Origin of the sequence: Actinoalloteichus hoggarensis (genome assembly GCF_002234535.1) — a bacterium.
GTDB lineage: Bacteria > Actinomycetota > Actinomycetes > Mycobacteriales > Pseudonocardiaceae > Actinoalloteichus_A > Actinoalloteichus_A hoggarensis.
This window is the reverse complement of the sequence record NZ_CP022521.1, coordinates 6,056,648-6,080,776: the sequence shown is the minus strand read 5'-3', so window position 1 is coordinate 6,080,776 and position 24,129 is coordinate 6,056,648. Positions and strand designations below refer to the sequence as shown.

Sequence of the window (24,129 nt, the reverse complement as noted above, 5' to 3'; positions counted from 1 at the left end):
GCTCTCCCTCGTGTTGCTGCTGGCCATCGATACCGCCACTCCCGCGGTCACCGCGGGGGTGGTCGAACTCGACACCCGATCCGCGCCACGGCTGCTCGCCGAGCAGATCGTGGTGGACGCCCGAGCCCACGGCGAGTTGCTCACCCCGCTGATCTCCTCGGCGCTGCGGGCGGCGGGACACCGGCTCGCCGACGTCGACGCGATCGTCTGCGGCGTCGGGCCCGGGCCCTTCACCGGACTGCGGGTCGGCATGGTCACGGCCGCCGCCCTGGGCGACGCCCTGGAGCGGCCCGTGTATCCGGTCTGCTCACTGGACGCCGTGCGGGCGGCCTGCGGCGCGGACCCCTCGGCGGCGTCCGAACCCGAGGCGTCCCCCGCCGGCGTGTCGGCGCCCGCCGGGCCGCTGCTGGTCGTCAGCGACGCCCGCCGCCGTGAGCTGTACTGGGCGAGATACGACGCCGACGGCTCCCGGACACACGGGCCCGAGGTCGCCGCCGCGGACGTCCTCGCCGAGCGGCTCGACGAGCTCGACGTGACCGCGGTGGCCGGACCGAAGGCAGGCGATGCGGCCGAGCGCCTCGGCCTGCCGGTACGCGCCGCGACGGGACCGACCCCGATCGGGCTGGCGCTCGCGGCGGCCGAGGCCGTGGCGGCCCGCCGTGACCCGGCGCCGTTCGTGCCCCTCTACCTGCGCCGTCCCGACGCGGTGGCGCCCGGCGCTCCGAAGCGGGTGAGCCCGCGGTGAGCTTCCGACTCGTTCCGCTGGCCGAGTCGGACCTGTCGCGCTGCGCCGAACTGGAGGCCCGCCTCTTCCGGGGCGACGACCCGTGGCGGGAGTCCGCCTTCCGAGCCGAGCTGGCGGCCGGGCATCTGTACCTGGCGGCCCGTCGGGGCGCCGAGGAGGACGAGGTCTCCGGCCCGGCGAGTCTGATCGGCTACGCGGGGCTGGCCGTCGTCGGGCGTGCGCCGGACTTCGAGGCCGAGGTGCACACCATCGCCGTCGACCCCGACTACCAGGGCGGCGGCGTCGGCACGGCGCTGCTGGGCGCGCTGCTGCGGCGGGCCGACGAGGTCGGCGCGACGACCTTCCTGGAGGTCCGCACCGACAACAGCCGGGCGATCACGCTGTACGAGCGCCACGGCTTCGAGGTGGTCGGCCTGCGGAAGCGGTATTACCAGCCGTCGGGCGCCGACGCCTACACCATGCGCCGGGCCGCCCGGCCGACCGCCGAGGGCGCCGCCGCCGGGACGGGCCCCGGCACGGCGACGGGCACGATCGGAGCGGCCGGACCCGACGCCGAGGCAGGCCCCGGCGCGGGCCGCGACGAGGAGATCACGCGATGACCAGGCCGAACAACCGACCCGATGCCGTCGTACTCGGCATCGAGAGCTCGTGCGACGAGACCGGTGTCGGCCTCGTCGGACTGCACGCCGACGGTTCGGTCGAACTCCTGGCCGACGCCGTCGCCTCCAGCGTCGAGCAGCACGCCAGATTCGGCGGCGTGGTCCCCGAGGTCGCGAGCCGCGCTCACCTGGAGTCGATGGTCCCCATGGTGCGCAAGGCCTTCGCCGACGCGGGCCTGCGCCCCTCCGACGTCGACGCGATCGCGGTGACCGCCGGGCCGGGTCTGGCGGGTGCGCTGCTCGTCGGGGTGTCCGCCGCGAAGGCCTACGCCGCCGCGCTCGACCGGCCGCTCTACGGCGTCAACCACCTGGCGGGGCACGTGGCCGTCGACACCCTGGAGCACGGCCCGCTGCCCTCGCCGAGTCTGGCGCTGCTGGTCTCCGGCGGACACACCCAGCTGCTGCTCGTGGAGGACGTCGCGAGTTCGATCACCGAACTCGGCTCGACCATCGACGACGCGGCGGGCGAGGCCTACGACAAGGTGGCCCGGCTGTTGGAGCTGCCCTATCCCGGCGGCCCGCCGATCGACGCGGCCGCCCGCCGGGGCGATCCGACCGCCATCGCGTTCCCTCGGGGACTCACCGGGCCGAAGGACGCCCGACACGACTTCTCCTTCTCCGGGCTGAAGACCGCCGTGGCCCGTTGGGTCGAGCAGCGGCAGGCCGCGGGCGAACCGGTGCCGGTCGACGACGTGGCAGCCTCGTTCCAGGAGGCGGTGGCGGACGTGCTGACCGCCAAGGCGGTGCGTGCCGCCCGAGACCACGATGTGCGGACCATGGTCGTCTCCGGCGGCGTGGCCGCGAACTCACGCCTGGGTCGGCTCGCCGCGATCCGCTGCGCCGAGGCGGGCATCGAGCTGCGGATTCCTCGGCCGAGACTGTGCACCGACAACGGTGCCATGATCGCCGCTCTCGGCGCCCGGCTGCTGGCGGCGGGCGCGCCGGCCTCGCCGCCGGACTTCGGGGCCGATCCGGCCCTGCCGGTCGAGACCATCCTGCTCTGACCGACTCGCGCCTGCCTGCGCCGACCCCCCCGACCTGCGCCGAGCGGGCGGCTCGGCGGCATCATCTCCTTGCGGGCTTGCGGGCTTGCGGGCTTGCGGGCTTGCGGGCTTGCGGGCTTGCGGGCTTGCGGGCTTGCGGGCTTGCGGGCTTGCGGGCTTGCGGGCTTGCGGGCTTGCGGGCCGTTCGGGTGCGTTTCTGACAGATTGATTGCCATGCGGTGAATGCGGAGATAGCGTGCGCTGCATGTGGCGAAGGGATGGCGACGGTCTCCTCATCGGGAGCCCGCCTGCCATGTCATCAATCGACGCCGAACCGATCGTGTCGGTGAGCGAACGCTTTCCGTTGGACGGTTTCACTGCTGTTGAGTCTCGCGATGACTCCGCCTCGCCCGTCGGTATCCGTCCTTGGGGATTGCGCAGATCCTGCCGTGCGGAATTCGGGAAGGAGGTCCCCGCGCATCGTTACGACACCGAACGGCAGCTGTCGGTGGTTCCTGACGGACGCCCTTTGATCGACCTGCCTCTCGCGGGAGACCCCACCGCGCTGAAGACGGAATCAGTCGACGGTGAGGACGGCCCGAGTTCCGTGGACTGGATCAACGACTGATGACGGTCCTCATACTGGCGGCGGAGCAGGACTTCTCAGCTGACCGTGTGGTCCAGGCGCTACGACTACGCGAGGTTCCGGTAGCACGTCGACACCTCCTGGTTTCCTCGCACAGCCACCTTCGACGCCGAGATTCGCGCGGGCCGTTGGGCCGGCACGATCCAGCTCGAAGAGCGTGTCATCGAGTTGGAGACGGTGCGATCGGTGTGGTGCCGTCGTCCGTCGGCGTTCCGCTTCCCCACGCATCTCACCCCGACCGAGCAACGCTGGTGTGCCGCGGAGGCGAAGTTCGGGGTCGGCGGGGTACTGGCGTCTCTGCCGGTGTTGTGGGTGAACCACCCGGCACGGAATGCCGACGCGGCCTACAAGCCTCTCCAGTTGGTGACGGCACTGCGCTGCGGGTTGATGGTGCCGGACACCTTGGTCACGAACCGTCCTGAGTCGGTCCTACGATTCGCCGCAGGCAGGGAGACAGTGACGAAAGGACTGGCCTCACCGTCGGTCTTCGAAGAAGGTGAGTGGCGAACGATGTTCACTCGACGCCTCGGCGAGGCTGACCTGCGAGACCTGCGAGGTGTGGAGACCACAGCCCACCAGTTCCAGAGGCGGGTCGTCAAAGCACGAGAGGTTCGCCTCATCGTCGTAGGCGAACAGATTCTCGCGGTGGGGATCGACACCGACTCGGCCCGAGGTCACATTGACTGGCGTTCTGACTACGCGGCATCGCGTTACGAACTACTGGACCCTCCTGCCAGCGTCGCGGAAGGGGTGCTCAGATACTGCGGTGCCCTGGGACTCGCCTTCGGCGCCTTCGATTTCGTGATTCAACCCGATGGCGAATGGATCTTCCTCGAGTGCGATCCCGGGGGACAGTACGGGTGGTTGGAGAGCGTCGTCTCCTTGCCCGTCACGGACGCGCTCGCCGATCTGCTCGCATTGGAGCCGGCATGACCACACCAGCCGATGAGTGGGTTCGGGCGGCGCGAAGTCTCGGCGCTCGGCTCTGGGACGATGACGTGATCCATGACCCCGCGCTGCGGGCCGCGATCGAGGCGACTCCGCGCCACGTGTTCGTACCCCGGTTCTTCGTGCAGACGCCCGAGGGAGACTGGATGCGCGGTGATCAGACGACCCCGGGGTATCTCGACGAGGTCTATGCGGATCGCCCCCTGGTGACGGCCCTGGGAGAACTGGCCGACGGGCAGCGGATCGTGATGTCGTCGTCGACGAAGCCGGGGCTCATGGCGCGGATGATCGAGGCGCTCCGGCTCGACGACGACTCGCGGGTGCTGGAGATCGGCACCGGCACGGGCTACAACGCGGCGCTGCTGAGCCGTCTGCTCGGCGCCGAGCGGGTCTTCTCCGTGGACATCGAGACCGAACTGGTCGACCTCGCTCGCCTGCGACTGGCCTCCCTCGGCCTTGCCCCGACTCTTCTCGCCGCCGACGGCGCGGAGGGACTTCCCGGCCATGCCCCGTACGACCGGATCATCGCGACGTGCTCGGTGCGGCGGGTGCCGTGGGCGTGGGCGGAGCAGACCCGCCCCGGCGGTCTCGTGCTCACGGATCTCAAGGCCGCGTTGCACGCGGGCAGCCTCGTCTGCCTGCGTCGCCGCCATGACCGGTTGGAAGGTCGATTCCTCCCCCGGTGGGCGGCGTTCATGGCGTTGCGCGGCGCCGCATGCGACGCGGGCCGCCCCGAGCCGCCGCCCCGCGCGGCGGGCGTGCAAGGGATGACGGCGCTCGACTCGGAGCCCGCGAGCGAACTGGTGCCGTGGTTCCTGGCGCAGGCGGAGCTGCCGTGCATCGTCTCGATCGGACTCCGGGGCCGGGCGGCGGGCGGCGGTCCCCGGTGGTCGACGGTCGCCGCCGCCGACGGTTCCTGGTGCGAGGTGGCGGTGCGCGCGGACGACACGGGGAGGCGGGTGGTCCGGCAGGGCGGCCCCGTCCAGATCTGGGATCGGCTGGAGCGGGCCGTCCGCGAGTGGGAGGACCTCGATCGCCCGGACTGGGGGCGCCTCGGGCTGACGGTCCGGCCCGACGGTCTGCACACCGTGTGGCTGGACGAGCCCGACGGCCCGCGTCGCTGGGTGCTGCCGCCCAGCCGGTGACCTGATGGCTGCCCGCCCACCTGCCGCCCGTCGCCGGACTCGCCGGTGACGTCGGGCCGGTTCGTCTGCCTCGGTCGTGATCGGCCGCTTCGGCCGGACCGGTCAGCGCCTCGGGTGCGATCGGCCCGCCGACAGGCTGCCTCCGCACCCTGCCTCTGGGCGGCGCCGTGGTCGCGGGCAGGTGATCTGCCTCGCGGACCGTGGTGACCGTAGGCTGGTGACCGGTCGCGCCGCCGACGGATCGTCGCCGGTAGCCGCGTGTTCCGCCGCCCCGATTCCGCGATGACGCGCCGGAAGACCGCCCCCGGCGTTGATGATTGGCACTCGCCTCGGTAGAGTGCCAGTCATACGGCGCTGAACCGCCCCGGCACCCGCGACGGCGGGGTGGCAGGAGCCGTCAAATCCTGCCAACGCTTCCGAGGCCCCAGAAGGTGGAGGTCACATCGTGGCGAGCGTGAACATCAAGCCACTTGAGGACAAGATCGTCGTCCAGGCGAGCGAGGCCGAGACGACGACCGCGTCCGGGCTCGTCATCCCGGACACGGCCAAGGAGAAGCCCCAGGAGGGCAAGGTCCTGGCCGTCGGACCGGGTCGTGTCGACGACAACGGCAACAGGGTCCCGCTGGACGTCGCCGTCGGCGACGTCGTCATCTACTCGAAGTACGGCGGCACCGAGGTCAAGTACAACGGCGAGGAGTACCTGATCCTCTCCGCGCGCGACGTGCTGGCCGTCGTGAACTGACGAGTTCATGACAGAGCCCGTCCCCGTTCTCCTGTCGTGACGGGGGAACATCGGGACAGGCTCTCAGGTCGACTACGCACCGCCCCGGCGGTCCCGGACCCTCGGGATCTCCGGGGCGGTCGCGTCTTCCCCCCTGGTTGTATCTGGACCCGCGCAGGTGGTTCGCGCCCCGCCGTCACCGACGTGGTCCTCCAGGCACGCTTCAACACCCCTTGAGAGGGACCAGAGAATGGCTGCAAAGCAGATCCGGTTCGACGAGCAGGCCCGCCGCTCGCTGGAGAGCGGTGTCAACAAGCTCGCCGACACAGTCAAGGTCACGCTCGGCCCGCGCGGCAGGCACGTCGTGCTGGACAAGAAGTTCGGCGCTCCGACCATCACCCTCGACGGCGTGACCGTCGCGCGTGAGGTGGAGCTGGAAGACCCCTACGAGAACCTCGGCGCCCAGCTCGCGAAGAGCGTCGCGACCAAGACCAACGACGCGGCGGGCGACGGCACCACCACGGCCACCGTGCTGGCGCAGGCGCTGGTCCGGGAGGGCCTGCGCAACGTGGCGGCGGGCGCCAACCCGATGGTGATCGGCAAGGGCATCCAGGCCGCGGCCGACGCCGTGGTCGAGACCCTGAAGGCCAAGGCCACCCCGGTCAAGGGGCGCGACAACATCGCTCAGGTCGGCCAGGTCGTCTCGCGAGACGAGACGATCGGCGCCCTGCTCGGCGAGGCCATCGAGCGGGTCGGCGAGGACGGCGTCGTCACCATCGAGGAAGCCTCGACGATGTCCACCTGGCTGGAGGTGACCGAGGGCGTCCAGTTCGACAAGGGCTTCCTCTCGCCGCACTTCGTCACCGACGCCGACCGCCAGGAGGCGGTGCTGGAGGACGCCCTCGTCCTGCTGTACCGCGAGAAGATCTCCGCGCTGGCCGACTTCCTGCCGCTGCTGGAGAAGGTCGTCGAGGCGGGCAAGCCGCTGCTGATCATCGCCGAGGACGTCGAGGGCGAGGCCCTGTCCACCCTGGTGGTCAACTCGATCCGCAAGACGGTCCGCGTGGTCGCGGTCAAGGCGCCGTACTTCGGCGACCGTCGCAAGGCGTTCCTGGACGACCTCGCCGTGGTCACCGGCGCGCAGGTCGTCGCCGCCGAGGTCGGGATGAAGCTGGCCGACTCCGGTCTGGACGTGCTCGGCGGCGTTCGCCGCGTCGTGGTCACCAAGGACGACACCACCCTGGTGGACGGCGCGGGCACCCGGTCCGACATCGACTCGCGGGTGGAGCAGCTGCGCCGCGAGATCGAGGCGACCGACTCCGAGTGGGACCGCGAGAAGCTGCAGGAGCGGCTGGCCAAGCTCTCCGGCGGCGTCGCGGTGATCAAGGTCGGCGCGGCCACCGAGATCGAGGTCAAGGAGCGCAAGCACCGGATCGAGGACGCGATCGCGGCGACGAAGGCCGCCGTCGAAGAGGGCATCATCCCCGGCGGCGGGTCCAGCCTGGTGCACGCGGCCAAGGAGCTCGAGGGCGGCCTCGGCCTCACCGGCGACGAGGCGACCGGGGTGGCGATCGTGCGGGCCGCGCTGAGCGCTCCGCTGTTCTGGATCGCCACGAACGCCGGCCACGAGGGCGCCGTGGTGACCTCCAAGGTCGCCGAGCAGAGCTGGGGCAGCGGCTTCGACGCTTCGAGCCTCACCTACCGCGACCTGTTCGACGCGGGCATCGTCGACCCGGTGAAGGTCACGCGGTCCGCCGTGGTCAACGCCGCCTCGATCGCGCGGATGGTCCTCACGACGGAGAGCGCCGTCGTCGAGGTGCCGGAGGAGGACGTGGCGGCCGGACAGGGCCACGGCCACGGCCACTGATCATCACGCTCGGCCTCACGGGCTCACACCGGGGCGGCACCGACTCTGCGCGGTGCCGCCCCGTCGTGTGTGACCGGGCCTGTCTCGACCGCGAACGGCCGACTCAGGAGGCGAGACCCGCCATCCTGCGGCTCTTGGACTTGATCAGCAGCGTCCGCTCGGCCTCGGACAGTCCACCCCAGATGCCGTAGGGCTCTTGGACGGCCAATGCGTGCTGCCTGCACTGTTCGAGCACCGGGCACTGCTGGCACACCTCTTTCGCCCTTGCCTCCCGCCGTGACCTCGCCGGACCTCTCTCGCCGTCCGGATGGAAGAAGAAGGCACTGTCCATGCCTCTGCACGAGCCTTGAAGCTGCCAGTCCCACAGGTCCGCGTTCGGCCCTGGCAGTCGCCGAGTGTCGGCCATTTGTCGACCACCTCCCCGCAAGTGGTGCACTTGTCGCGAGTGCGTTCGCACTCGTATCGGGACCTACGCTAGAACCGCGCCATAACTTGTTCAAGACCCTTCGCTCCATAAGTTGTTCACACTAATGGGCGTTATCCTGTGGCGCGGAGCACTTCGTGCCCCGGGGGCACCGAGAACAGGTGACCAGATCATCGTCCAGACGACCGGAACGGACACGGCCTCGTGAGCACGCAGCCAGGACCCGACGACGGTGGTGAGACCGACGAGGGCTGCGTGGCTCCGCTTGGCGAGGTCGAGCCGCTGCCCGCCGCAGCGGGCGACGAGCCGACCCTCACCGTCGCCGCGGTCGCCCGCCGCCTCGGCATCGCGCCTGCCACCCTGCGCACCTGGGACCGGCGCTACGGCCTCGGACCCAGCGGCCACACCAGCGGCAGGCACCGCCGGTACGGCCCGTTGGACGTCGCGCGTCTGGAGCTGATGCAGCATGCGCTGCTGCGGGGCGCCTCGCCCGCCGAGGCGGCGCGGTACGCCCTGAGCACCTCGTCGCCCGCCCCGCGCGTCGCGCCGGACGAGTCGACGTCCGTGCGCGTGACCGGACGGGTCGTGGAGAGCGACGAGTCATCGCGGCCGCCCCGGCCTCGGCTTGTCCACGACGTGGGAGACCTTGCGGCGGGCGGACCGCGGGACGCGGCGGACTTGTCCTTCGGGGCGGGCTCCTCGGCGGGGGCCGCGGTCTCGGACGGCGACGATCCGGCGGCCGGGCCGAACCCCGGCCTGCCTCCCGCCGCAGGCCTGCCTCCCGCGGCGGGCCTGCTCTCCGGGGGGATGGAGCTGCCCGCGTTCGACCGGCGCGCCCGGTCGGGCGGTCGAGGGCTGCGGCTGCCCGGCGCGAGCAGCAGGGCCAGAGGACTGGGTCGCGCGGTGACGGCGATGGACTCCTGGTCGGTGAACCGTCTGCTGCTGGAGGCGCTGCACGAGGACGGCGTGCTGACGGTGTGGCAGGAGCTCGCCGAACCGGTGCTGGGCGCGTTGAGCGAACGCTGGGAGCACTCCGGCGAGGGTCGGGAGATGACCCGGCTGTTGAGCGAGTGCCTGATCACGGTGATGAGCACCGTGACGGCGGGCGCGGCCGAGCCGAGGACCGCGCGGTCCGTGCTGCTCGTCGGCGCGCCCGGTGAACGGCACGGGCTGCCGATGTACGTGCTGGCCGCCGAGCTGTCCCAGCGCAGGCTCGGTGCGCGGCTGCTGGGTGTCGGACTGCCCATGGACGGCGTGGTGGCCGCGGTGCGGCGCGTCGCCCCCGCCGCGATGGTGCTGTGGGCGCAGCGACCGCGCTGTGGCGATCCGGCGGTGTTCGAGGCGCTGCCGAGGACCCGGCAGCGGGTGCGGCTGTTCGCGGGCGGCCCCGGCTGGGACCCGAGCACCCTGCCGAATCGGGTCGAGGCTGTGACGGAGCTCGCATCGGCGGCCGACCTCATCGAGCGGTCCGTGGTGGTCCGGGGCGGTCGCGGCTAGCACTCCACGCCGTCACCTGGAGTGATCGAAGCGATTCGCCCTGAAATCGCCCGCGCTCGCGTCGGTCTTCTGGGTAGGGTCGGGCATGCTCCATTCCGGTGAACCTCGGGCGGCTACCTGATGGAGCAAGTACTTGACGGATTAAGCACCAGATCGGGTCAAGGTTTGGCGACCGGCGTCCGATAGGGAAGTGGAACGTCACTCGGCTGCAGGAAGGAGTTCCCGTGACGACGGTCTTGATCTGCGATGACCGGCGGAGCGTCCGGGAGGGGCTCACTCGCGTGATGTCGGCGGTCCCGGGTGTGAGCCGGATCGATTGTGTAGCCCATGGTGACGAGCTGCTCGCTCGCTTCTCCAGGCAGGCTGTCGATGTCGTGCTGGTAGGAACGCAGCGCGCCGTGCCAACGGGCGTGGAAGCCACCAGGCGGCTCGTCTCGGCTCACCCACAGGCCAACGTCATCGTCTTCGGCGCGCCGGACGACGCGGGCAGCATCGCTGCCGCGATCGCCGGTGGAGCGCGCGGTTACCTGCGATGGGACGCCTCGCGCCCCGAGCTGGTCGCCGCCCTGGCGCACACGCTGGCGAGTACCGCGGTGCCCGCCCCGCGTCAGCCCTCCGATCCCGGAGTCCAACTCACCGAGCGTGAACTCCAGGTGCTGCGGGGCATGAGTCAGGGAAAGAGCAACGGTCAGATCGGGCGCGAGCTCTATCTGTCCGAGGACACCGTCAAGACACACGCACGACGTCTGTTCCGCAAGTTGGGCGTGCGCGACCGTGCACAGGCCGTCGCCCACGGATTCCGCAGGGGACTCGTCTCCTGACCTGCGGCACCTCTGGCGCCGACCGGCAACCTGATGCCGGTCGGCGCCTTGTGCTGCTCTCGTGACGTCGTCGTGGCGTTCGGTCATGCACCGGGGGCGGTGTGTGCGGGGGGTGCGCCGTATGGTTCGTCATCGGGTTGAGACACTGGGCCATGCGGTTGTCCCGCTGTAGGTGTGGCTGAGTCGAGGTCGGTCACGACGGGTCGTTCTGGTTAGGTCAGGTGATGTGATGCCCAACTCTCGGACGACACCAGCTTCACCGGTCCGATTGAATCGGCCGGTGCGTTGAGTGACGTACACCAAACTGCGGACCGTACGGACGATCGCCGGTAACACCAGGGCTGCCTACTGCGATGACTAATTTGGGGGACGGACTGGACGCCGTCGTCGGCGAGGCCGTCGGCGGTAATCGTCGGGCGATCGAACGGTTGTTGGCGGCCATTCGTCCCCTTGTGGTGCGGTACTGCCGCGCCCGGGTCGGAAGACAGGAACGGTCGTCGGCCTCGGCTGACGACGTGGCCCAGGAGGTGTGTCTCGCCGTGCTCACGGCGCTGCCGGGCTACCGCGACCAGGGACGTCCGTTCTTGGCGTTCGTGTACGGCATCGCCTCGCACAAGGTCGCCGACGCACACCGGGCCGCGGCGCGGAACAAGTCCGAGCCGGTGCCCGAGGTTCCCGACGCGCCGGGCAACGAGGCGGGTCCCGAACAGCGGGCCATGCAGGACGAGCTGTCCGGACGGATGGGAAGACTGCTCCAGGTGCTGCCGCCGAAGCAGCGGGAGATCCTGCTGCTCCGGGTCGTCGTCGGGCTCTCCGCCGAGGAGACGGCCGAGGCCGTCGACTCGACGCCCGGCGCGGTGCGAGTCGCCCAGCACCGGGCGCTGACCAGGCTGAGGAAGACGCTCGCCACGGAGGAGGTGGTCTGAAGTGGCCGACAGACACGATGAGGACGAGCCCACATCGGGTGATCGAGTCGAGAACGAGAACTCCGAGCCGTCGTCGTCCGACGTGGCAGGGCATCTCGACGGCTCCGCGTCGCGGACGGAGCAGGAGTCCCCGGCGGAGCACATCGACCTCTCCGCGATCCAGGCCGACGACGCACTGCTCGACGCGCTCGGCGGCACCGACCCGACGGTCGGCGAGGAGGACTCCGCCGACCAGGACCTCAGCGCCATGCTGGTCGCCTGGCGTCGGGAGGCCGACGCCGAGCCCTTCGGGGAGCTCGTCGACATCGACACCGCCGTGGCGACGATCGCCGCCGCCCGGCCGCCCGCCCGGCGCAGGCCGCGCTTCCTCGTGCCGCTGGCCACCGCGGCGGCCGTGCTCGCCATCACCTTCACCGGGGTGAGCGTCGCCGCCCGTGAGGCGCGCCCCGGCGACACCCTGTGGGGGCTGTCTCGGGTGCTGTTCACCGAGCACGCGAACTCGGTGGAGGCCGCCGTCGCGGTTCAAGGCGAACTCGACGCGGCGGAGGCCGCGTTGTTCGCGGGCCGGTTCGAACAGGCCGCCGCCGCGCTCCAGCGCGCGGGCGCCTCGCTGGACTCGGTGTCCGACGACGACGGACACGCCCATCTCCGGGCCACGCACGACCGACTGCGGGATCAGCTCGATCCGGCGCCCCAGCCCGAGGACGGCGAGGCGCCAGAGGACTCCGAGAGCACGACGGACGGCGGTGAACCGCCGCTGCTGGTCGACACCACCACCGAGCAGCCCCCGCCCACGTCGCCGACCGACGACTCCGAGACCTCGCCGCCCGACGAGACGACGACCACGCCGCCTGAGGAGCCGACGCCGAGCAGCCCCCCTGCGCCGAGCACCCCGCCGTCACCCAGCACGCCTTCGGGCAGCGAGCCGGACACCAGCACCGGGTCTCGGACGGAGAACATCTCGACGATGCCTTCCGGCGGCGAGTGATCCGCACCGCGGCCGCCTGCCGGGTCGCCCGATCCGTCGGGCAGCCCGGCGGCAGGACGGCGGTGGAGATCAGGTCTCGGTCGCACCGGCGGCGTCCGAGTAGCCTCGGCAGTACTCCCAGGTCACGTAGTGATTCGGGTCCGGGTTGTAGGCGGGTTCATGCGGTCGCATGTGTCCGTCGGCCAAGAGCTGGGTCAGACTCGACCGAAGCAGCTCCCAGTCGTGGTAGTGCGGTTCGGCACAATCGGCGCAGTCGACGACGATGCCGCGCAGGCCGCGTTGTTCCAGGAGCGCCTGGTAGACGGCGAGATCGGCGAGGTCGGCCAGCAGTTCGGCCCGTTCGTCTTCGTCGAGCACTCGGTCGTCGTCGTCCGCAGGCTCGCCTAGGGCGCGCGCCGGGTCCTCCGGGTCGCTCGCGAACGGATCTGGGGGCAGGGCATCGTGCGGCACGAGCGCACGGTACCGGGCGAGACGTCGCTGTTGTCGTCGATACCATGGAAGAACCCGCCCCGCGAGGTTGTTCACCCTCATACGGTTCACCCTCACACCCAGGACGAGCGGGACATCAGGCAGTCGCACCCGCGTGAGGCCGGACGGCCGACGCAGTGGCGGCAGGTGCATCAGGAAGGCAGTTCCCAGTGACGACCAGCGATTCGGTTGACGAGCGAACCTCTTCGGTGCTTCGGGACATCGAGAGCGGACTGCCCGCGAAGTTCGCCTCGCTCGGGCTCACCTTCGACGACGTGCTGCTGCTGCCCGCGGAGTCCGACGTGATTCCCAGCGGAGTCGACACGAGCGCATCGCTCTCCCGCAACGTCCGGCTGCGCATCCCGCTGCTGTCCTCGGCGATGGACACCGTCACCGAGTCGCGGATGGCGATCGCGATGGCGCGTCAGGGCGGGATGGGCGTGCTGCATCGCAACCTGCCCATCGAGGAGCAGGCCGCCCAGGTCGAGGTGGTGAAGCGTTCCGAGGCGGGAATGGTCACCGACCCGGTGACCTGCTCCCCGGAGGACTCCCTCTCCGAGGTGGACGCGCTGTGCGCCCGTTTCCGGATCTCCGGCGTCCCGGTGACCGATCCGGACGGCACGCTGGTGGGCATCATCACCAACCGCGACATGCGATTCGAGGTCGACTTCACTCGCCGGGTGCGTGAGGTGATGACCCCCGCGCCGCTGGTCAGCGCCCAGGTGGGCGTCACGGCCGAGGCCGCGCTGGGCCTGCTGCGCAGGCACAAGATCGAGAAGCTTCCGATCGTCGACGGCGCGAACAAGCTGCGCGGTCTGATCACCGTGAAGGACTTCGTCAAGACGGAGAAGTACCCGAACGCGACGAAGGACACCGACGGCAGGCTGCTCTGCGGTGCGGCCGTCGGCGTCGGTCCGGAGGCGCGCGAACGCTCGATGGCCCTCGCCGAGGCAGGCGTCGACGTGATCATCGTCGACACCGCGCACGGCCACTCGCGTGCCGTTGTCGACATGGTCGCGCTGCTCAAGCGGGAACTGGGCGACACCGTGGACGTCATCGGCGGCAACGTCGCGACCCGGGCCGGGGCGCAGGCCCTGGTGGACGCCGGGGCCGACGGCGTGAAGGTGGGCGTCGGGCCCGGCTCCATCTGCACCACCCGTGTCGTGGCGGGCGTCGGCGTTCCCCAGATCAGCGCCATCTACGAGGCGGACCTCGCCTGCCGTCCCGCAGGCGTCCCGGTGATCGGCGACGGCGGCATCCAGTACTCCGGCGACATCGCCAAGGCCATCGCCGCGGGTGCAGGCTCCGTGATGCTGGGCAGTCTGCTCGGCGGCACGGCCGAGGCACCGGGCGAGCTGGTGCTGGTCAACGGCAAGCAGTACAAGACCTACCGGGGCATGGGCTCCCTGGCGGCGATGAGTTCACGTGGTCCGTCCAAGTCCTACTCCAAGGACCGCTACTTCCAGGACGACGTGCTCTCGGACGAGAAGCTCGTTCCGCAGGGCATCGAGGGCCGAGTGCCGTTCCGGGGCCCGCTCGCGCAGGTGATCCACCAGCTCGTCGGCGGACTCGCGGCGGGCATGGGCTTCGCGGGCGCCCGCACCATCGCGGAGCTGCAGCAGGCCCAGCTCGTGCGGATCACCGCCGCCGGGCTCAAGGAGAGCCACCCTCACGACATCACCATGACGGTGGAGGCGCCGAACTACACCACGCACTGACGCGTCTCGGCCGTGCCCGAGCGGTCACGCGGGTGGCGCCGGTGCGACGGCGAAGCGGTCTCGCGGGAGACGAGCGGATCGATCCTGGTGAGGCCCCGCGTAGCGCGGGGTTCAGCGGTGGTGTCCGTCGTCCCGTCGGGGCGGCCCGACCCCCCGGGGTCGGCGCCGTCCACCCGGCGCATCACAATGGCTTCCTCTGCTGGAACGGCGTAGGGAGACAGACGTGCGGGATCAGGTGGAGATCGGTAGAGGACGCACCGCGATGCGTGCCTACGACCTCGACGACGTGGAGATCGTGCCGTCACGTCGCACGCGCTCCTCGAAAGACGTGTCGTTGAGCTGGCAGATCGACGCCTACCGCTTCGGCATCCCGCTGGTGACCCACCCGACGGACGCCATCGTCTCGCCTGCCACCGCCGTGCGCGTCGGCGAGCTGGGCGGCCTGGCCGTCCTGAACGCCGAGGGACTCTGGGCTCGCCACTCCGACGTCGAGGACGTCATGTTCCGGCTGGTCACCGCCGCCGAGGACGACGACGATCCCGCCGCGGCGGTGCGGCTGCTCCAAGAGCTGCACGCGGCGCCGATCCGGCTGGACCTGCTCTCCCAGTCGATCAAGGAGATCCGTGAGTCGGGGTCGCACGTAGCGGTGCGGGTCAGCCCGCAGCACGCCGAGGAGCTGACGCCGGACCTGCTGGCGGCGGGTGTCGAGATCCTGGTGCTCCAGGGCACGATCATCTCCGCCGAGCACGTCGCCAGAGACGGTGAGCCGCTCAACCTGAAGCGTTTCATCGCGGAGCTGGACGTGCCGGTGATCGCGGGCGGCGTCGGGGACTACCGGACGGCCATGCACCTGATGCGGACCGGCGCCGCGGGCGTGATCGTCGGGTTCGGCCACGCCACCAGCACCACGACCACGGAGGTCCTCGGCATCGGGGTGCCGATGGCCACCGCGATCGCCGACGCGGCCTCGGCCCGTCGCGACTATCTCGACGAGACCGGCGGCCGGTACGTGCACGTGCTCGCCGACGGCGGCATCAGCACCTCCGGCGACATCGCGAAGGCCATCGCCTGCGGTGCGGACGCGGTGATGCTCGGGGAGCCCCTCGCCCTGGCCAGCGAGGCACCCGCCCAGGGGTACTACTGGACGTCCGCCGCGGCCCACCCTTCCCTGCCGCGAAGCGAGATCTTCCCGGTGCCCAGCACCGACTACGACCTGGAGACGCTGCTCTTCGGCCCTTCCTCCGACCCGCTGGGCACGGTGAACCTCTTCGGCGCGCTGCGTCGCGCGATGGCCAAGACCGGCTACTCCGACCTGAAGGAGTTCCAGAAGGTGGGCCTCACCGTCCGCCGGTGACGCCATCGCCCGGCCAGGTCTGCGGTCGGGCGCCCGCCGGGGCCTCGCCGACTCGGCCTCGCCCGACCGTCGTGGCGGCCCCGCCGTGCGGGCGGCGAGCGTCGGCGGGGCTCTGCGCCCGGACGCGCGGGCGGTGGTTGTTTCGGACGCGCGGGCGGTGGTTGTTTCGGACGCGCGGGCGGTGGTTGATTCGGCCGTCGCGGCCGGTGACCGCGTACGCCGTCGGTCCGCCCGCCGGGCAGGGGTGAACCCGCCCGCAGCTCGTCCCTTCGGGCACGGCGCGGCCCGCGGATGGCGGGCGAGCCCGGGGCTCACCCGCTCGGTGGACGGGGCCGCACGGGACGGCAGGTCTCGGTGAGCTCCGCGCCGATCCTGGCCAGCTCGGCGCGAACCGCCGCCGACTCGGTGACCTGGACCCGCGCTCCCCAGCCTGCCAGCTCTATCGCGATCATCTCGGCGGTCGGCGCCGCCAGCCGTACCCGGACGCGGCGATCGTCCACGCGGTCGCCGACCGCGCAGTGCAGGCCGAACTGACCGCGTAGGGCGGGCAGCAGCTCGACGTCGACGATGGCCGCCGTCGAGACCAGTGAGCGTCGCCGTTCGACCTCGTCCACGACCTGGTCCCAGATCGCCGAGAGTGCGAGATCGTGCGGCCGTTCGGCCGGAACCTCCGTCGTGACCGCGTCGAGGATCCGGTCGACACGAAACGTGCGTCGTCCGCGATCGGTGCCCGCCATGAGGTACCAGACCCCGTTCTTGTCGACGAGCCCCCACGGATCGACCAGTCGGTCCGTCCGCTCTCGGCCCCGGCCCGCGTAGGTGAGACGGACCTTCCTGCGGTCGACCACGGCGGCCTGAAGCATCGTGACAAGGACAGGGCGCACGCTGCGCGGGGTTCCCCAGCGTGTCGGATCGACCAGGACGGTGTCGGCCGCGGCCCCGGCCTCGTCGCGGAAGCCTTCAGGCAGGGCCCGCAGGAGCTTTCGCACTGCCGTCCTGAGCTCCGGCGTGGTCGCCGTAGCCGGTCCGAGCAGCAGGAAGAGGGCTCGTGCCTCGGGTGCCGTGAGCCCGCTGAGATCCGTGCGGGCGCCGCCGATCAGCGACCACCCGCCGCCCCGTCCGGGCTGCGAGTAGACGGGGACACCCGCCGCGGAGAGCGCGTCGAGATCACGGCGGGCGGTGGCCACCGACACCTCCAGTTCCTCCGCCAGCTCGGCTGCGGTCACCCGGCCACGGACCTGCAACAACAGCAGAGCCGCGATCAGTCGATCGGCACGCATGCGACGAAGTCTGCCGGGGAAGGTGCGCAGTGGATGAGCACTTCACCTCGGAACATGGCGTGACGTCCCTCCCCCTCTCGAAAGGACCACCATGCTGCGAGGAATGGCCACCCTCAGTCTCTTCGCCGACGACCTGGCGGCGGCGAAGGCCTGGTACACGGAGCTGCTGGGCATCCCGCCGTACTTCGAGCGTCCGATCGAGGGTCCGCCCGCGTACGTGGAGTTCCGGCTCGGGGACCACCAGCACGAACTCGGGCTGATCCACAGCCGCTACGCGCCGCACGCACGGGCGAAGACGCCCGGCGGCGCCGTGGTGTTCTGGCACGTCGACGACGTGTCCGCCGCCGTCGACCGGCTGACGTCCATGGGCGCCGTCGAGCACGAGGCGATCACGCGGCGCGAGGCAGGCTTCGTCACCGCGTCCGTCGTGGACCCGTTCGGGAACATCCTCGGGGTCATGTACAACCCGCATTACTTGGAGATGCTCGCCGCATCCAGCCGGAGGTGAGCCCGACGGCCGGCGAGGGGCGGGGCCCGCTCGGCCCCGCCTGGTGCGACGTCCGATCGGCGCTCGTGGCGGCCCGTGGTCGCGGCGTCTCCGGCAGGTGTCCGTCCGTCCCGCACGGCCCGTCCCGGAGGGACGCCGGCCGTCCTCGGCGGTGTCCTGCTCGAACGGTCGGATGACGGACGTCGGATCGGCCGCGGCCTTCCGCGGCCGGATCGCCGACGACCTCCCGGGTCGTGTCGTCCGACGAGACGTCCTGCCGCCCGATCCGCCCACCGGGGCGCCGTCCGGGGTGCGGCCGACCGGGGCGAGGCGCCGCCGATTCCCGGCCGAGCGGCGCGCCGGTCAGCGCGGATCGTCGGCGAAGATCGTGCGCCGCTCCACGGTGAACTCGTGCATCAGCCGACGCAGCGCCGAGCGATCCGGCGCGTCGGCGTCGCCGTCCCGCTCGCGGCGTGCCTCCACGGCAGGCACGTCGCCGACGGTCAGCTCGTCCGCGCCCAGCGCCGTGCCCGCCTGTCGGACGGCTCGTCGATCGTGAGTGAAGATCGCGGCCCGGCCGCCGGGCAGCGCGTCCTCGACCTGGCTCAGCGCCGCGGCCAACCCGGCCGCCCGCGAGACCACGAGCACCGGGCCGAAGGCCTCCTCTCGCCACAGCCGTGCCGTGGGCGCCGCCCCCACCAGCACCGTCGGCTCGACGGAGGTTCCGGAGCGGCGCCCGCCGATGAGCACCTCGGCCCCCGTCCCCACGGCCTCGGTGATCCAGTCGCCGACCCGGGCCGAGGCGGCCTCGTCGATCAGCGGACCCACCTGGACGTCGGGATCATGCGGGTCACCGGTCCGCAGCGCTCCCACGGCCGCGGTCAACCGGGGCAGGAAGTCCGCCGCCACCGACTCGTCGACCACGACCCGTTGCACGGCCTCGGCCGACTGCCCCGCCTGGTGATTGCCGAACTCCGCGATGCGGCGGGCCGCGAGATCGAGCTCTTCCGGAGTCGACCAGTCGGCGCATACCAGGGCCGTCGTGACTCCGCCGAGTTCGAGGACGAGATGGCGGTCGGCCACGACGCGGCGTAGGACCGCGGCGGTGTGGCGTGAGCCGGTCAGCGAGACCACGGCGGCCCGTTCGTCCCCCGCCAGAGCCTGCGCGGCCTCGTCGTCCAGCGGCAGCACGGAGAACGTGCCCTCGGCCAGATCGGCCTCGGCCAACAGCTCGCCGAGCATCAGCGCCGACAGGGGAGTGCGCGGCGAGGGCTTGATCAGCACCGGCGCCCCCACGGCGAGCGCGGCCGCCGCCTGGCGTGCGGCCGTGTACAACGGGTAGTCGGCCGAGGTGAGGGCGAGTACCGGGCCGCGGGGAACTCGCCGTGTCGACACGTCCGCCCAGCGATCCGGTTCGCCCGCGTCGGCGTCCACCGAGGAGGCGGCCAGCCGAAACACCGACGCCGCCCTGTCGACCTCGATCTCCGCCCACCGCAGCGGCTTGCCGTTCTCGGCGGTGATGATCTCGGCGAACTCCTCGGCGCGGTCGGCCAGCCCGTGGGCCAGCGACGTCAGGGCCGTGGACACCGACCGCCGGGAGCAGGCCGCGACCTCGTGTCGCGCGGCCGCGGCCCCGCGCACGGCACGCCAGACCTGGTCGGAGTCCGGCACGCAGACGGTCGCCACCTCGGTCTCGTCGTAGGGATGCCGGATCGCCTGTCTGCCCTCGCTCGACTCCGGTCTCCCCGCGATCCAACAGGGCCGCGGGGTAGGTGTGAAGGCGTCCACTCCGCCGTCTTGGCTGCTCGTGATGTCCACAGCGACACCGTATGCGGATGATCTTCCGGATCATGTCGACCTCGGGAGGGTGTGGCCTGAGACTCACTCGGCCGGGGGAAGCCGAGACCGCCGGTCGACCGGCCGGTCTCACCTGGGACGATGTGGGGGTCACCCCGAGGTCTCGTTCGTCCAGGAGGTTCGCCAGTGCCCAGCAGTGCGAAGGGGCCGGTGCTCGTCGTCGACTTCGGCGCGCAGTACGCCCAGCTCATCGCACGCCGCGTCCGTGAGGCGCAGGTGTACTCCGAGGTGGTGCCGCACTCGACGTCGACGGCGGAGCTGCTCGCCCGTGATCCGGCCGCCGTGGTGCTCTCCGGCGGTCCGTCCAGCGTCTACGCCGACGGCGCCCCCGGTCTGGATCCGGAGCTGCTGTCCGCGGGCGTGCCGGTGTTCGGCATCTGTTACGGCTTCCAGGTCATGGCCCAGGCCCTCGGCGGCACCGTGGAGCGGACCGGCACTCGTGAGTACGGGCGGACCGATCTCGATCTCGAGTCGGCCACGGGCGTGCTGCACACCGAGCTGCCCGAGCACCACCCGGTGTGGATGAGCCACGGCGACGCGGTGACGAAGGCCCCGGAGGGCTTCACGGTCACCGCGACCAGCCCCGGTGCCCCCGTCGCGGCCTTCGAGGACGTCGAGCGCGGACTCGCGGGCGTGCAGTACCACCCCGAGGTGGCGCACTCGCCGCACGGACAGGAGGTGCTGCGGCGGTTCCTCCGCGACATCGCGGGCATCGGCCCGGCGTGGACCACCGCGTCGATCGTCGACGAGCAGGTGGCGTTGATCCGAGAGCAGGTCGGCACCGGTCGCGTCATCTGCGCGCTATCCGGCGGGGTGGACTCGGCGGTCGCCGCGGCCCTGGTGCAGCGGGCCGTCGGCGACCAGCTCACCTGCGTGTTCGTCGATCACGGCCTGCTGCGGGCGGGCGAGCGAGCCCAGGTGGAGCGTGACTTCGTCGGCGCCACCGGCGTCCGCCTGGTCACCGTCGACGCGAAGGATCGCTTCCTCGCCGCCCTGGCAGGCGTGACCGACCCCGAGAAGAAGCGCAAGATCATCGGCCGCGAGTTCATCCGGGTGTTCGAGCAGGCCGCCCGCGATCTCCAGGCCGAGGCGGGCGAGCACGGCGAGGAGGTCGAGTTCCTCGTCCAGGGCACCCTGTACCCCGACGTGGTCGAGTCCGGCGGCGGCACCGGCACCGCCAACATCAAGAGCCACCACAACGTGGGCGGGCTCCCGGACGACCTGCGTTTCGGCCTCGTCGAGCCGCTGCGGGCGCTGTTCAAGGACGAGGTGCGCCGAGTCGGCCTCGAACTGGGGCTGCCCGAGACCATCGTGGCGCGGCAGCCGTTCCCCGGCCCCGGCCTGGGCATCCGCATCATCGGCGAGGTGACGGCCGAGCGACTGGAGACCCTGCGCGCCGCCGACGCCATCGTCCGTGAGGAGCTGACCGCCGCAGGCCTGGACCGGGAGATCTGGCAGTGCCCGGTGGTCCTGCTCGCCGACGTCCGCTCGGTCGGGGTGCAGGGCGACGGCCGCACCTACGGTCATCCGATCGTGCTGCGCCCGGTGTCCAGTGAGGATGCCATGACCGCGGACTGGACCAGGCTGCCCTACGAGGTGCTGGAGCGGATCTCGACCCGCGTCACCAACGAGGTCGCCGAGGTGAACCGGGTGACGCTCGACGTCACCAGCAAGCCGCCGGGCACCATCGAGTGGGAATGACCTCGGCGGCCTCGCGCGGCTGACCACGCACGCCGATCAGCCGCCGGGCACGGAGGGCGATCGGCCTCCTCCGAGGAACGATCGCCTCGCCCGGCGGGACACGTCACGCCGAACCCCGACGCACCAGGTGCACGGGCAGGACCTCCCGACCGGGCGGGACGTCCTCGCCCGCGATGAGCCGGGTGAGCCGGTGCACCATCCGGCGGACCTGCTCGGAGGCGTCCTGCGCGATCGTGGTCAGCGGCGGACTGGTGTGCGGGGCGACGGCGGGCTGATCGTCGAATCCGACGACGGCGACGTCCTCCGGCACTCGTCTACCCGCCATGCGCAGTGCGTCGATCGCCCCCGCGGCCATCAGGTCGCTGGCGGCGAACACTCCGTCGAGGTCGGGGACGCGGTCCAGCAGCGCGCGCATGGCTCGCTCGCCGCCCTGCCTGGCGAAGTGGCCGGACTCCGTCAACAGTGCGGTCTCGGCCTCGTTCGCGCCGGTGGCCAGCCGCCAGCCGTCCAGCCGGTCGATGGCGGCGTGCTCGTCCAGCGGGCCGGTGACGCTGACGATCCGCCGCCGACCGAGGTCCATCAGGTGGCGGCTGCCGATCCGGCCGCCCTCCCGGTTGTCGGTGTCCACCAGGTGCAGCCGATGGTCGGCCGCCCACGGCCTGCCGCCGAAGACGGCGGGGATCGGCAGCGTCGCCATGGCCGAGGGAAGCGGATCGCCACGATGCGGGGTGAACAGCAGAGCGCCGTCGACGTGTCCGCCCAGCAGGAAGCGTTCGGTGCGGGCCTCGTCCTCAGGCGAGTGGACCAGCATCAGCACCATGGCCGCGTCGAGTTCCCCGAGCCTGCCCGCCGCCGCCCGCACGACCGTGGCGAATCGGGGATCGTCGAAGATCTTCGACTCCGGTTCCGAGATCACCACGGCGACCGCGCCGGTCCGGCGCGTCACCAGCGTCCGCGCCGCACGATTGGGCACGTAACCCAGTTCCCTGATGGCGGAGTACACCGACTCCTTGGCCTCCGGGCTGACCCTCGGCGAGTCGTTGACCACCCTGGACACGGTCGCCCGCGAGACGCCCGCCAGCGCGGCGACGTCCTCCAGCGTGGGTCGATGCTCCCCCTGCGTCTGTGTCGACACCGCTCCCCGCACCTCCCTGGGAAGCCTACTAGTGCCGATCCGCCCGTCGTCGGTGCCGCCGGTGCCCGTGAACGTCGACGCCTCGGCCGTCTCGGCGGTCACCCGGCCGCTTCAGCTCAGCCGGCTGTCCGAGGTGTGTCCTAGTCCTGCCGACGGGAGCGCAGCGAACCGGCGAGCAGCGCCAGACCGATGGTGACCGCGCCCGCGGCCAGCACCCACCGCAGGTTCAGCAGCGGGAGCCAGTCGTTGCCGTCGGAGAAGGTGTACACGGCGACCAGCAGCGCGATCACTCCGCAGATCAGCGTCAGCAGATCCATCGGGCTGCGCCGTCGGGCGGCCTTGGGCTTGTCGGCATGCTCAGCCATACCGGACCTCCAACTGTCCCGCTCCCATGTACATGTCGAGTTCCAGCACGCCGCTGTCCGACTCCTCGGGGATGCTCGTGACGCTGGTCGATCCCTCGTAGTAGTGATCGTGGTCCAGGCAGGACGATCCGCCGATCCGCGTCTCACAGTTCACCCGTATCGGCAGATCCGGCGGCACGATGACCTCGATGTCGCCGCCGAGGTTCATGATCACGCTGCTGCGCAGGGTCTCCCCTGCGGGTATCTCCAGCTCGGTCAGGTCGAGCAGGATCACGCCCGCCGAGAGCCGATAGGAGTCCTGGAGCTGGTTCGGATCGGTCACGCGCAGCTCGTATGCCCCCGCACCGTGCCAGCCGCCGGTCTCGTGCAGCGGCAGGAGCCCGAGCAGGAACGTGAGCGCGGCGACGGGGGTGGTCAGCCAGATCAGCCCGCGACCGCCCCCGCGAAGCGCGCCGATCACCATGCCCGCGCCCAGCACGGCCAGGACCAGTGCCAGCATCCTCGGCGGGGTGAGGCCGCTGCCCGGGTGCACGAGCGGCAGGCTCGCCGCGAAGGTCAGCAGGGCCAGGGCCGCGGTCACCGGGGTGACCCGCGACCGGGTTCGACGTCCGGGGTGCGACTCCGGCGGCTCCGCGGGCCGCTGGCCGACCGGGTCGGGGAGGTCCCAGGCGAACGGGGCGACGCCCAGCGGGTCCCAGGCCGGCGGCGTCGGCGGTTCCGAAAGCCCGTCCGGGTTGGAGGCGAAGTAGGCGGCGTCCGAAGCGGCGTCCGGGCCCGGGGCGGGTGCCGGTCCCGTGGCGCAGCCGAACGCCGTCGTGGTCGCCTCGACGTTGGTCCTGCCGGTACCTGGCCGCGGTTCCTCGGTCGTCTCGAAACCGGGACGCTGCGTCTCCGGCCAGTTGACCGTGCGCGGCGTGCTGTGTCCCCGATTGGCGTGCAGCAGATAGAGCGCCACTCCCGAACCACCGAGACACACCGCGCTGGTGAACGCGCCGTTCAACACCCACTGGACGACCGGGACCATCGCGATGCCCAGCAGCGCGGGCAGCACCACCGTCGACAGCTGACCCGCCGACTCGTCCCGGCCCCGACCGGCCAGCGCCTCGGCAGGGGAGGACAACTCGCCCTCCTGCCGCAGCAGCAGCCAGCCGAGCAGGTAGAGCAGCACACCGCAGCCGCCCCAGAACGACGTCACGACGAGGACGACGCGGATCAATGTCGGATCGAGATCGTACCGACGGGCGACGCCGACGGCCACGCCCGCGATCTTGCGCCCTTCGCTCGACCGAACGGGTCGGGTCCGCCAGAGGTCCTTGATCGTGTCCTCGAAGCGCGGGCGTGCGGTCGAAGTCGCCCCGCTCGGCCCGTCCTGGCCTGCTGCGTCCATCCCATCC

The 24,129-nt window shown here is 71.5% G+C and carries 22 protein-coding genes and 1 pseudogene; 16 read left to right on the top strand and 7 right to left on the bottom strand.

The window, feature by feature from the left end; genetic code table 11:
• Positions 1-10: 10 nt before the first annotated feature.
• The 8 genes and pseudogenes from tsaB to groL all read left to right on the top strand — a co-directional run bounded on the left by tsaB (position 11) and on the right by groL (position 7,714).
• Positions 11-745, top strand: a complete 735-nt coding sequence (gene tsaB, locus AHOG_RS25885) for a tRNA (adenosine(37)-N6)-threonylcarbamoyltransferase complex dimerization subunit type 1 TsaB (RefSeq protein WP_093943641.1) — start codon at positions 11-13, stop codon at positions 743-745.
• Positions 742-1,242: pseudogene (gene rimI / locus AHOG_RS25880) on the top strand (ribosomal protein S18-alanine N-acetyltransferase); the annotation flags it as partial. The gene tsaB and the pseudogene rimI, both read left to right, overlap by 4 nt.
• Positions 1,243-1,340: 98 nt before the next feature.
• A complete protein-coding gene (gene tsaD, locus AHOG_RS25875) occupies positions 1,341-2,408 on the top strand; it encodes a tRNA (adenosine(37)-N6)-threonylcarbamoyltransferase complex transferase subunit TsaD (protein ID WP_093943639.1) in 1,068 nt (355 codons plus the stop codon).
• A 292-nt stretch (positions 2,409-2,700) separates the two neighbouring features.
• Positions 2,701-3,015: a putative ATP-grasp-modified RiPP gene (tgmA, locus tag AHOG_RS25870; RefSeq protein ID WP_157737042.1), complete on the top strand. Its 315-nt coding sequence runs from the start codon at positions 2,701-2,703 to the stop codon at positions 3,013-3,015.
• Between the two features lie 132 nt (positions 3,016-3,147).
• A complete protein-coding gene (locus AHOG_RS25865; RefSeq protein ID WP_342746064.1) occupies positions 3,148-3,966 on the top strand; it encodes an MvdC/MvdD family ATP grasp protein in 819 nt (272 codons plus the stop codon).
• Entirely contained in the window at positions 3,963-5,126 is a 1,164-nt protein-coding gene (locus AHOG_RS25860; protein ID WP_093943637.1) for a methyltransferase domain-containing protein, read from the top strand. The genes AHOG_RS25865 and AHOG_RS25860 overlap by 4 nt, the downstream gene beginning before the upstream one ends.
• A 445-nt stretch (positions 5,127-5,571) precedes the next feature.
• Entirely contained in the window at positions 5,572-5,868 is a 297-nt protein-coding gene (groES, locus tag AHOG_RS25855; RefSeq protein WP_075742883.1) for a co-chaperone GroES, read from the top strand.
• Between the two features lie 229 nt (positions 5,869-6,097).
• Entirely contained in the window at positions 6,098-7,714 is a 1,617-nt protein-coding gene (groL, locus tag AHOG_RS25850) for a chaperonin GroEL (RefSeq protein WP_093943636.1), read from the top strand.
• Between the two features lie 103 nt (positions 7,715-7,817).
• Here the strand turns inward: groL and AHOG_RS25845 are convergent, their stop codons facing one another.
• On the bottom strand, positions 7,818-8,120 hold the full coding sequence (locus AHOG_RS25845) for a WhiB family transcriptional regulator (protein ID WP_069852475.1): 303 nt from the start codon (positions 8,118-8,120) through the stop codon (positions 7,818-7,820).
• Positions 8,121-8,420: 300 nt separating this feature from the next.
• Between AHOG_RS25845 and AHOG_RS30170 the strand changes: the two genes are divergently transcribed.
• From AHOG_RS30170 to AHOG_RS25825, 4 genes are all read left to right on the top strand, one after another.
• On the top strand, positions 8,421-9,635 hold the full coding sequence (locus AHOG_RS30170; RefSeq protein WP_245857088.1) for a MerR family transcriptional regulator: 1,215 nt from the start codon (positions 8,421-8,423) through the stop codon (positions 9,633-9,635).
• 224 nt (positions 9,636-9,859) lie between these two features.
• A complete protein-coding gene (locus AHOG_RS25835) occupies positions 9,860-10,456 on the top strand; it encodes a response regulator transcription factor (protein WP_069852471.1) in 597 nt (198 codons plus the stop codon).
• A 353-nt stretch (positions 10,457-10,809) separates the two neighbouring features.
• Positions 10,810-11,382, top strand: a complete 573-nt coding sequence (locus AHOG_RS25830) for a sigma-70 family RNA polymerase sigma factor (protein WP_093943635.1) — start codon at positions 10,810-10,812, stop codon at positions 11,380-11,382.
• 1 nt (position 11,383) lies between these two features.
• Positions 11,384-12,370, top strand: coding sequence for an anti-sigma-D factor RsdA (locus tag AHOG_RS25825; protein WP_245856448.1), 987 nt, complete (start codon positions 11,384-11,386; stop codon positions 12,368-12,370).
• Between the two features lie 69 nt (positions 12,371-12,439).
• On the opposite strand, the gene AHOG_RS25820 is transcribed toward AHOG_RS25825, so the two are convergent.
• Positions 12,440-12,901 carry a DUF5319 domain-containing protein gene (locus AHOG_RS25820; RefSeq protein ID WP_169725905.1) on the bottom strand — a complete coding sequence of 154 codons (462 nt, stop codon included), beginning with the start codon at positions 12,899-12,901 and terminating at the stop codon, positions 12,440-12,442.
• Between the two features lie 146 nt (positions 12,902-13,047).
• Here AHOG_RS25820 and guaB point away from each other — a divergent pair, with 146 nt between their 5' ends.
• Entirely contained in the window at positions 13,048-14,556 is a 1,509-nt protein-coding gene (gene guaB, locus AHOG_RS25815) for an IMP dehydrogenase (RefSeq protein WP_093943634.1), read from the top strand.
• A 223-nt stretch (positions 14,557-14,779) separates the two neighbouring features.
• Positions 14,780-15,910, top strand: coding sequence for a GuaB3 family IMP dehydrogenase-related protein (locus tag AHOG_RS25810; RefSeq protein ID WP_093943633.1), 1,131 nt, complete (start codon positions 14,780-14,782; stop codon positions 15,908-15,910).
• Between the two features lie 311 nt (positions 15,911-16,221).
• Here the strand turns inward: AHOG_RS25810 and AHOG_RS25805 are convergent, their stop codons facing one another.
• On the bottom strand, positions 16,222-17,190 hold the full coding sequence (locus AHOG_RS25805; protein WP_093943632.1) for a helix-turn-helix transcriptional regulator: 969 nt from the start codon (positions 17,188-17,190) through the stop codon (positions 16,222-16,224).
• A gap of 91 nt (positions 17,191-17,281) precedes the next feature.
• On the opposite strand from AHOG_RS25805, the gene AHOG_RS25800 reads away from it, so the two are divergent.
• Entirely contained in the window at positions 17,282-17,698 is a 417-nt protein-coding gene (locus AHOG_RS25800) for a VOC family protein (protein WP_093943631.1), read from the top strand.
• A 342-nt stretch (positions 17,699-18,040) separates the two neighbouring features.
• On the opposite strand, the gene AHOG_RS25795 is transcribed toward AHOG_RS25800, so the two are convergent.
• Positions 18,041-19,495 carry an aldehyde dehydrogenase family protein gene (locus tag AHOG_RS25795; RefSeq protein ID WP_093943630.1) on the bottom strand — a complete coding sequence of 485 codons (1,455 nt, stop codon included), beginning with the start codon at positions 19,493-19,495 and terminating at the stop codon, positions 18,041-18,043.
• A gap of 165 nt (positions 19,496-19,660) precedes the next feature.
• On the opposite strand from AHOG_RS25795, the gene guaA reads away from it, so the two are divergent.
• On the top strand, positions 19,661-21,235 hold the full coding sequence (guaA, locus tag AHOG_RS25790; protein ID WP_245856447.1) for a glutamine-hydrolyzing GMP synthase: 1,575 nt from the start codon (positions 19,661-19,663) through the stop codon (positions 21,233-21,235).
• A 103-nt stretch (positions 21,236-21,338) separates the two neighbouring features.
• Here the strand turns inward: guaA and AHOG_RS25785 are convergent, their stop codons facing one another.
• The 3 genes from AHOG_RS25785 to AHOG_RS25775 all read right to left on the bottom strand — a co-directional run bounded on the left by AHOG_RS25785 (position 21,339) and on the right by AHOG_RS25775 (position 24,122).
• Complete coding sequence (locus AHOG_RS25785) at positions 21,339-22,334, bottom strand: LacI family DNA-binding transcriptional regulator (RefSeq protein ID WP_221439143.1); 996 nt, start codon at positions 22,332-22,334, stop codon at positions 21,339-21,341.
• Positions 22,335-22,510: 176 nt separating this feature from the next.
• Positions 22,511-22,735, bottom strand: a complete 225-nt coding sequence (locus AHOG_RS25780) for a hypothetical protein (protein ID WP_093943628.1) — start codon at positions 22,733-22,735, stop codon at positions 22,511-22,513.
• The gene (locus AHOG_RS25775; RefSeq protein ID WP_169725904.1) at positions 22,728-24,122 is read right to left on the bottom strand and encodes a PspC domain-containing protein; all 1,395 of its coding nucleotides are present in this window, start codon (positions 24,120-24,122) and stop codon (positions 22,728-22,730) included. Before AHOG_RS25775 ends, AHOG_RS25780 begins: the two co-directional genes overlap by 8 nt.
• Positions 24,123-24,129 lie beyond the last annotated feature (7 nt).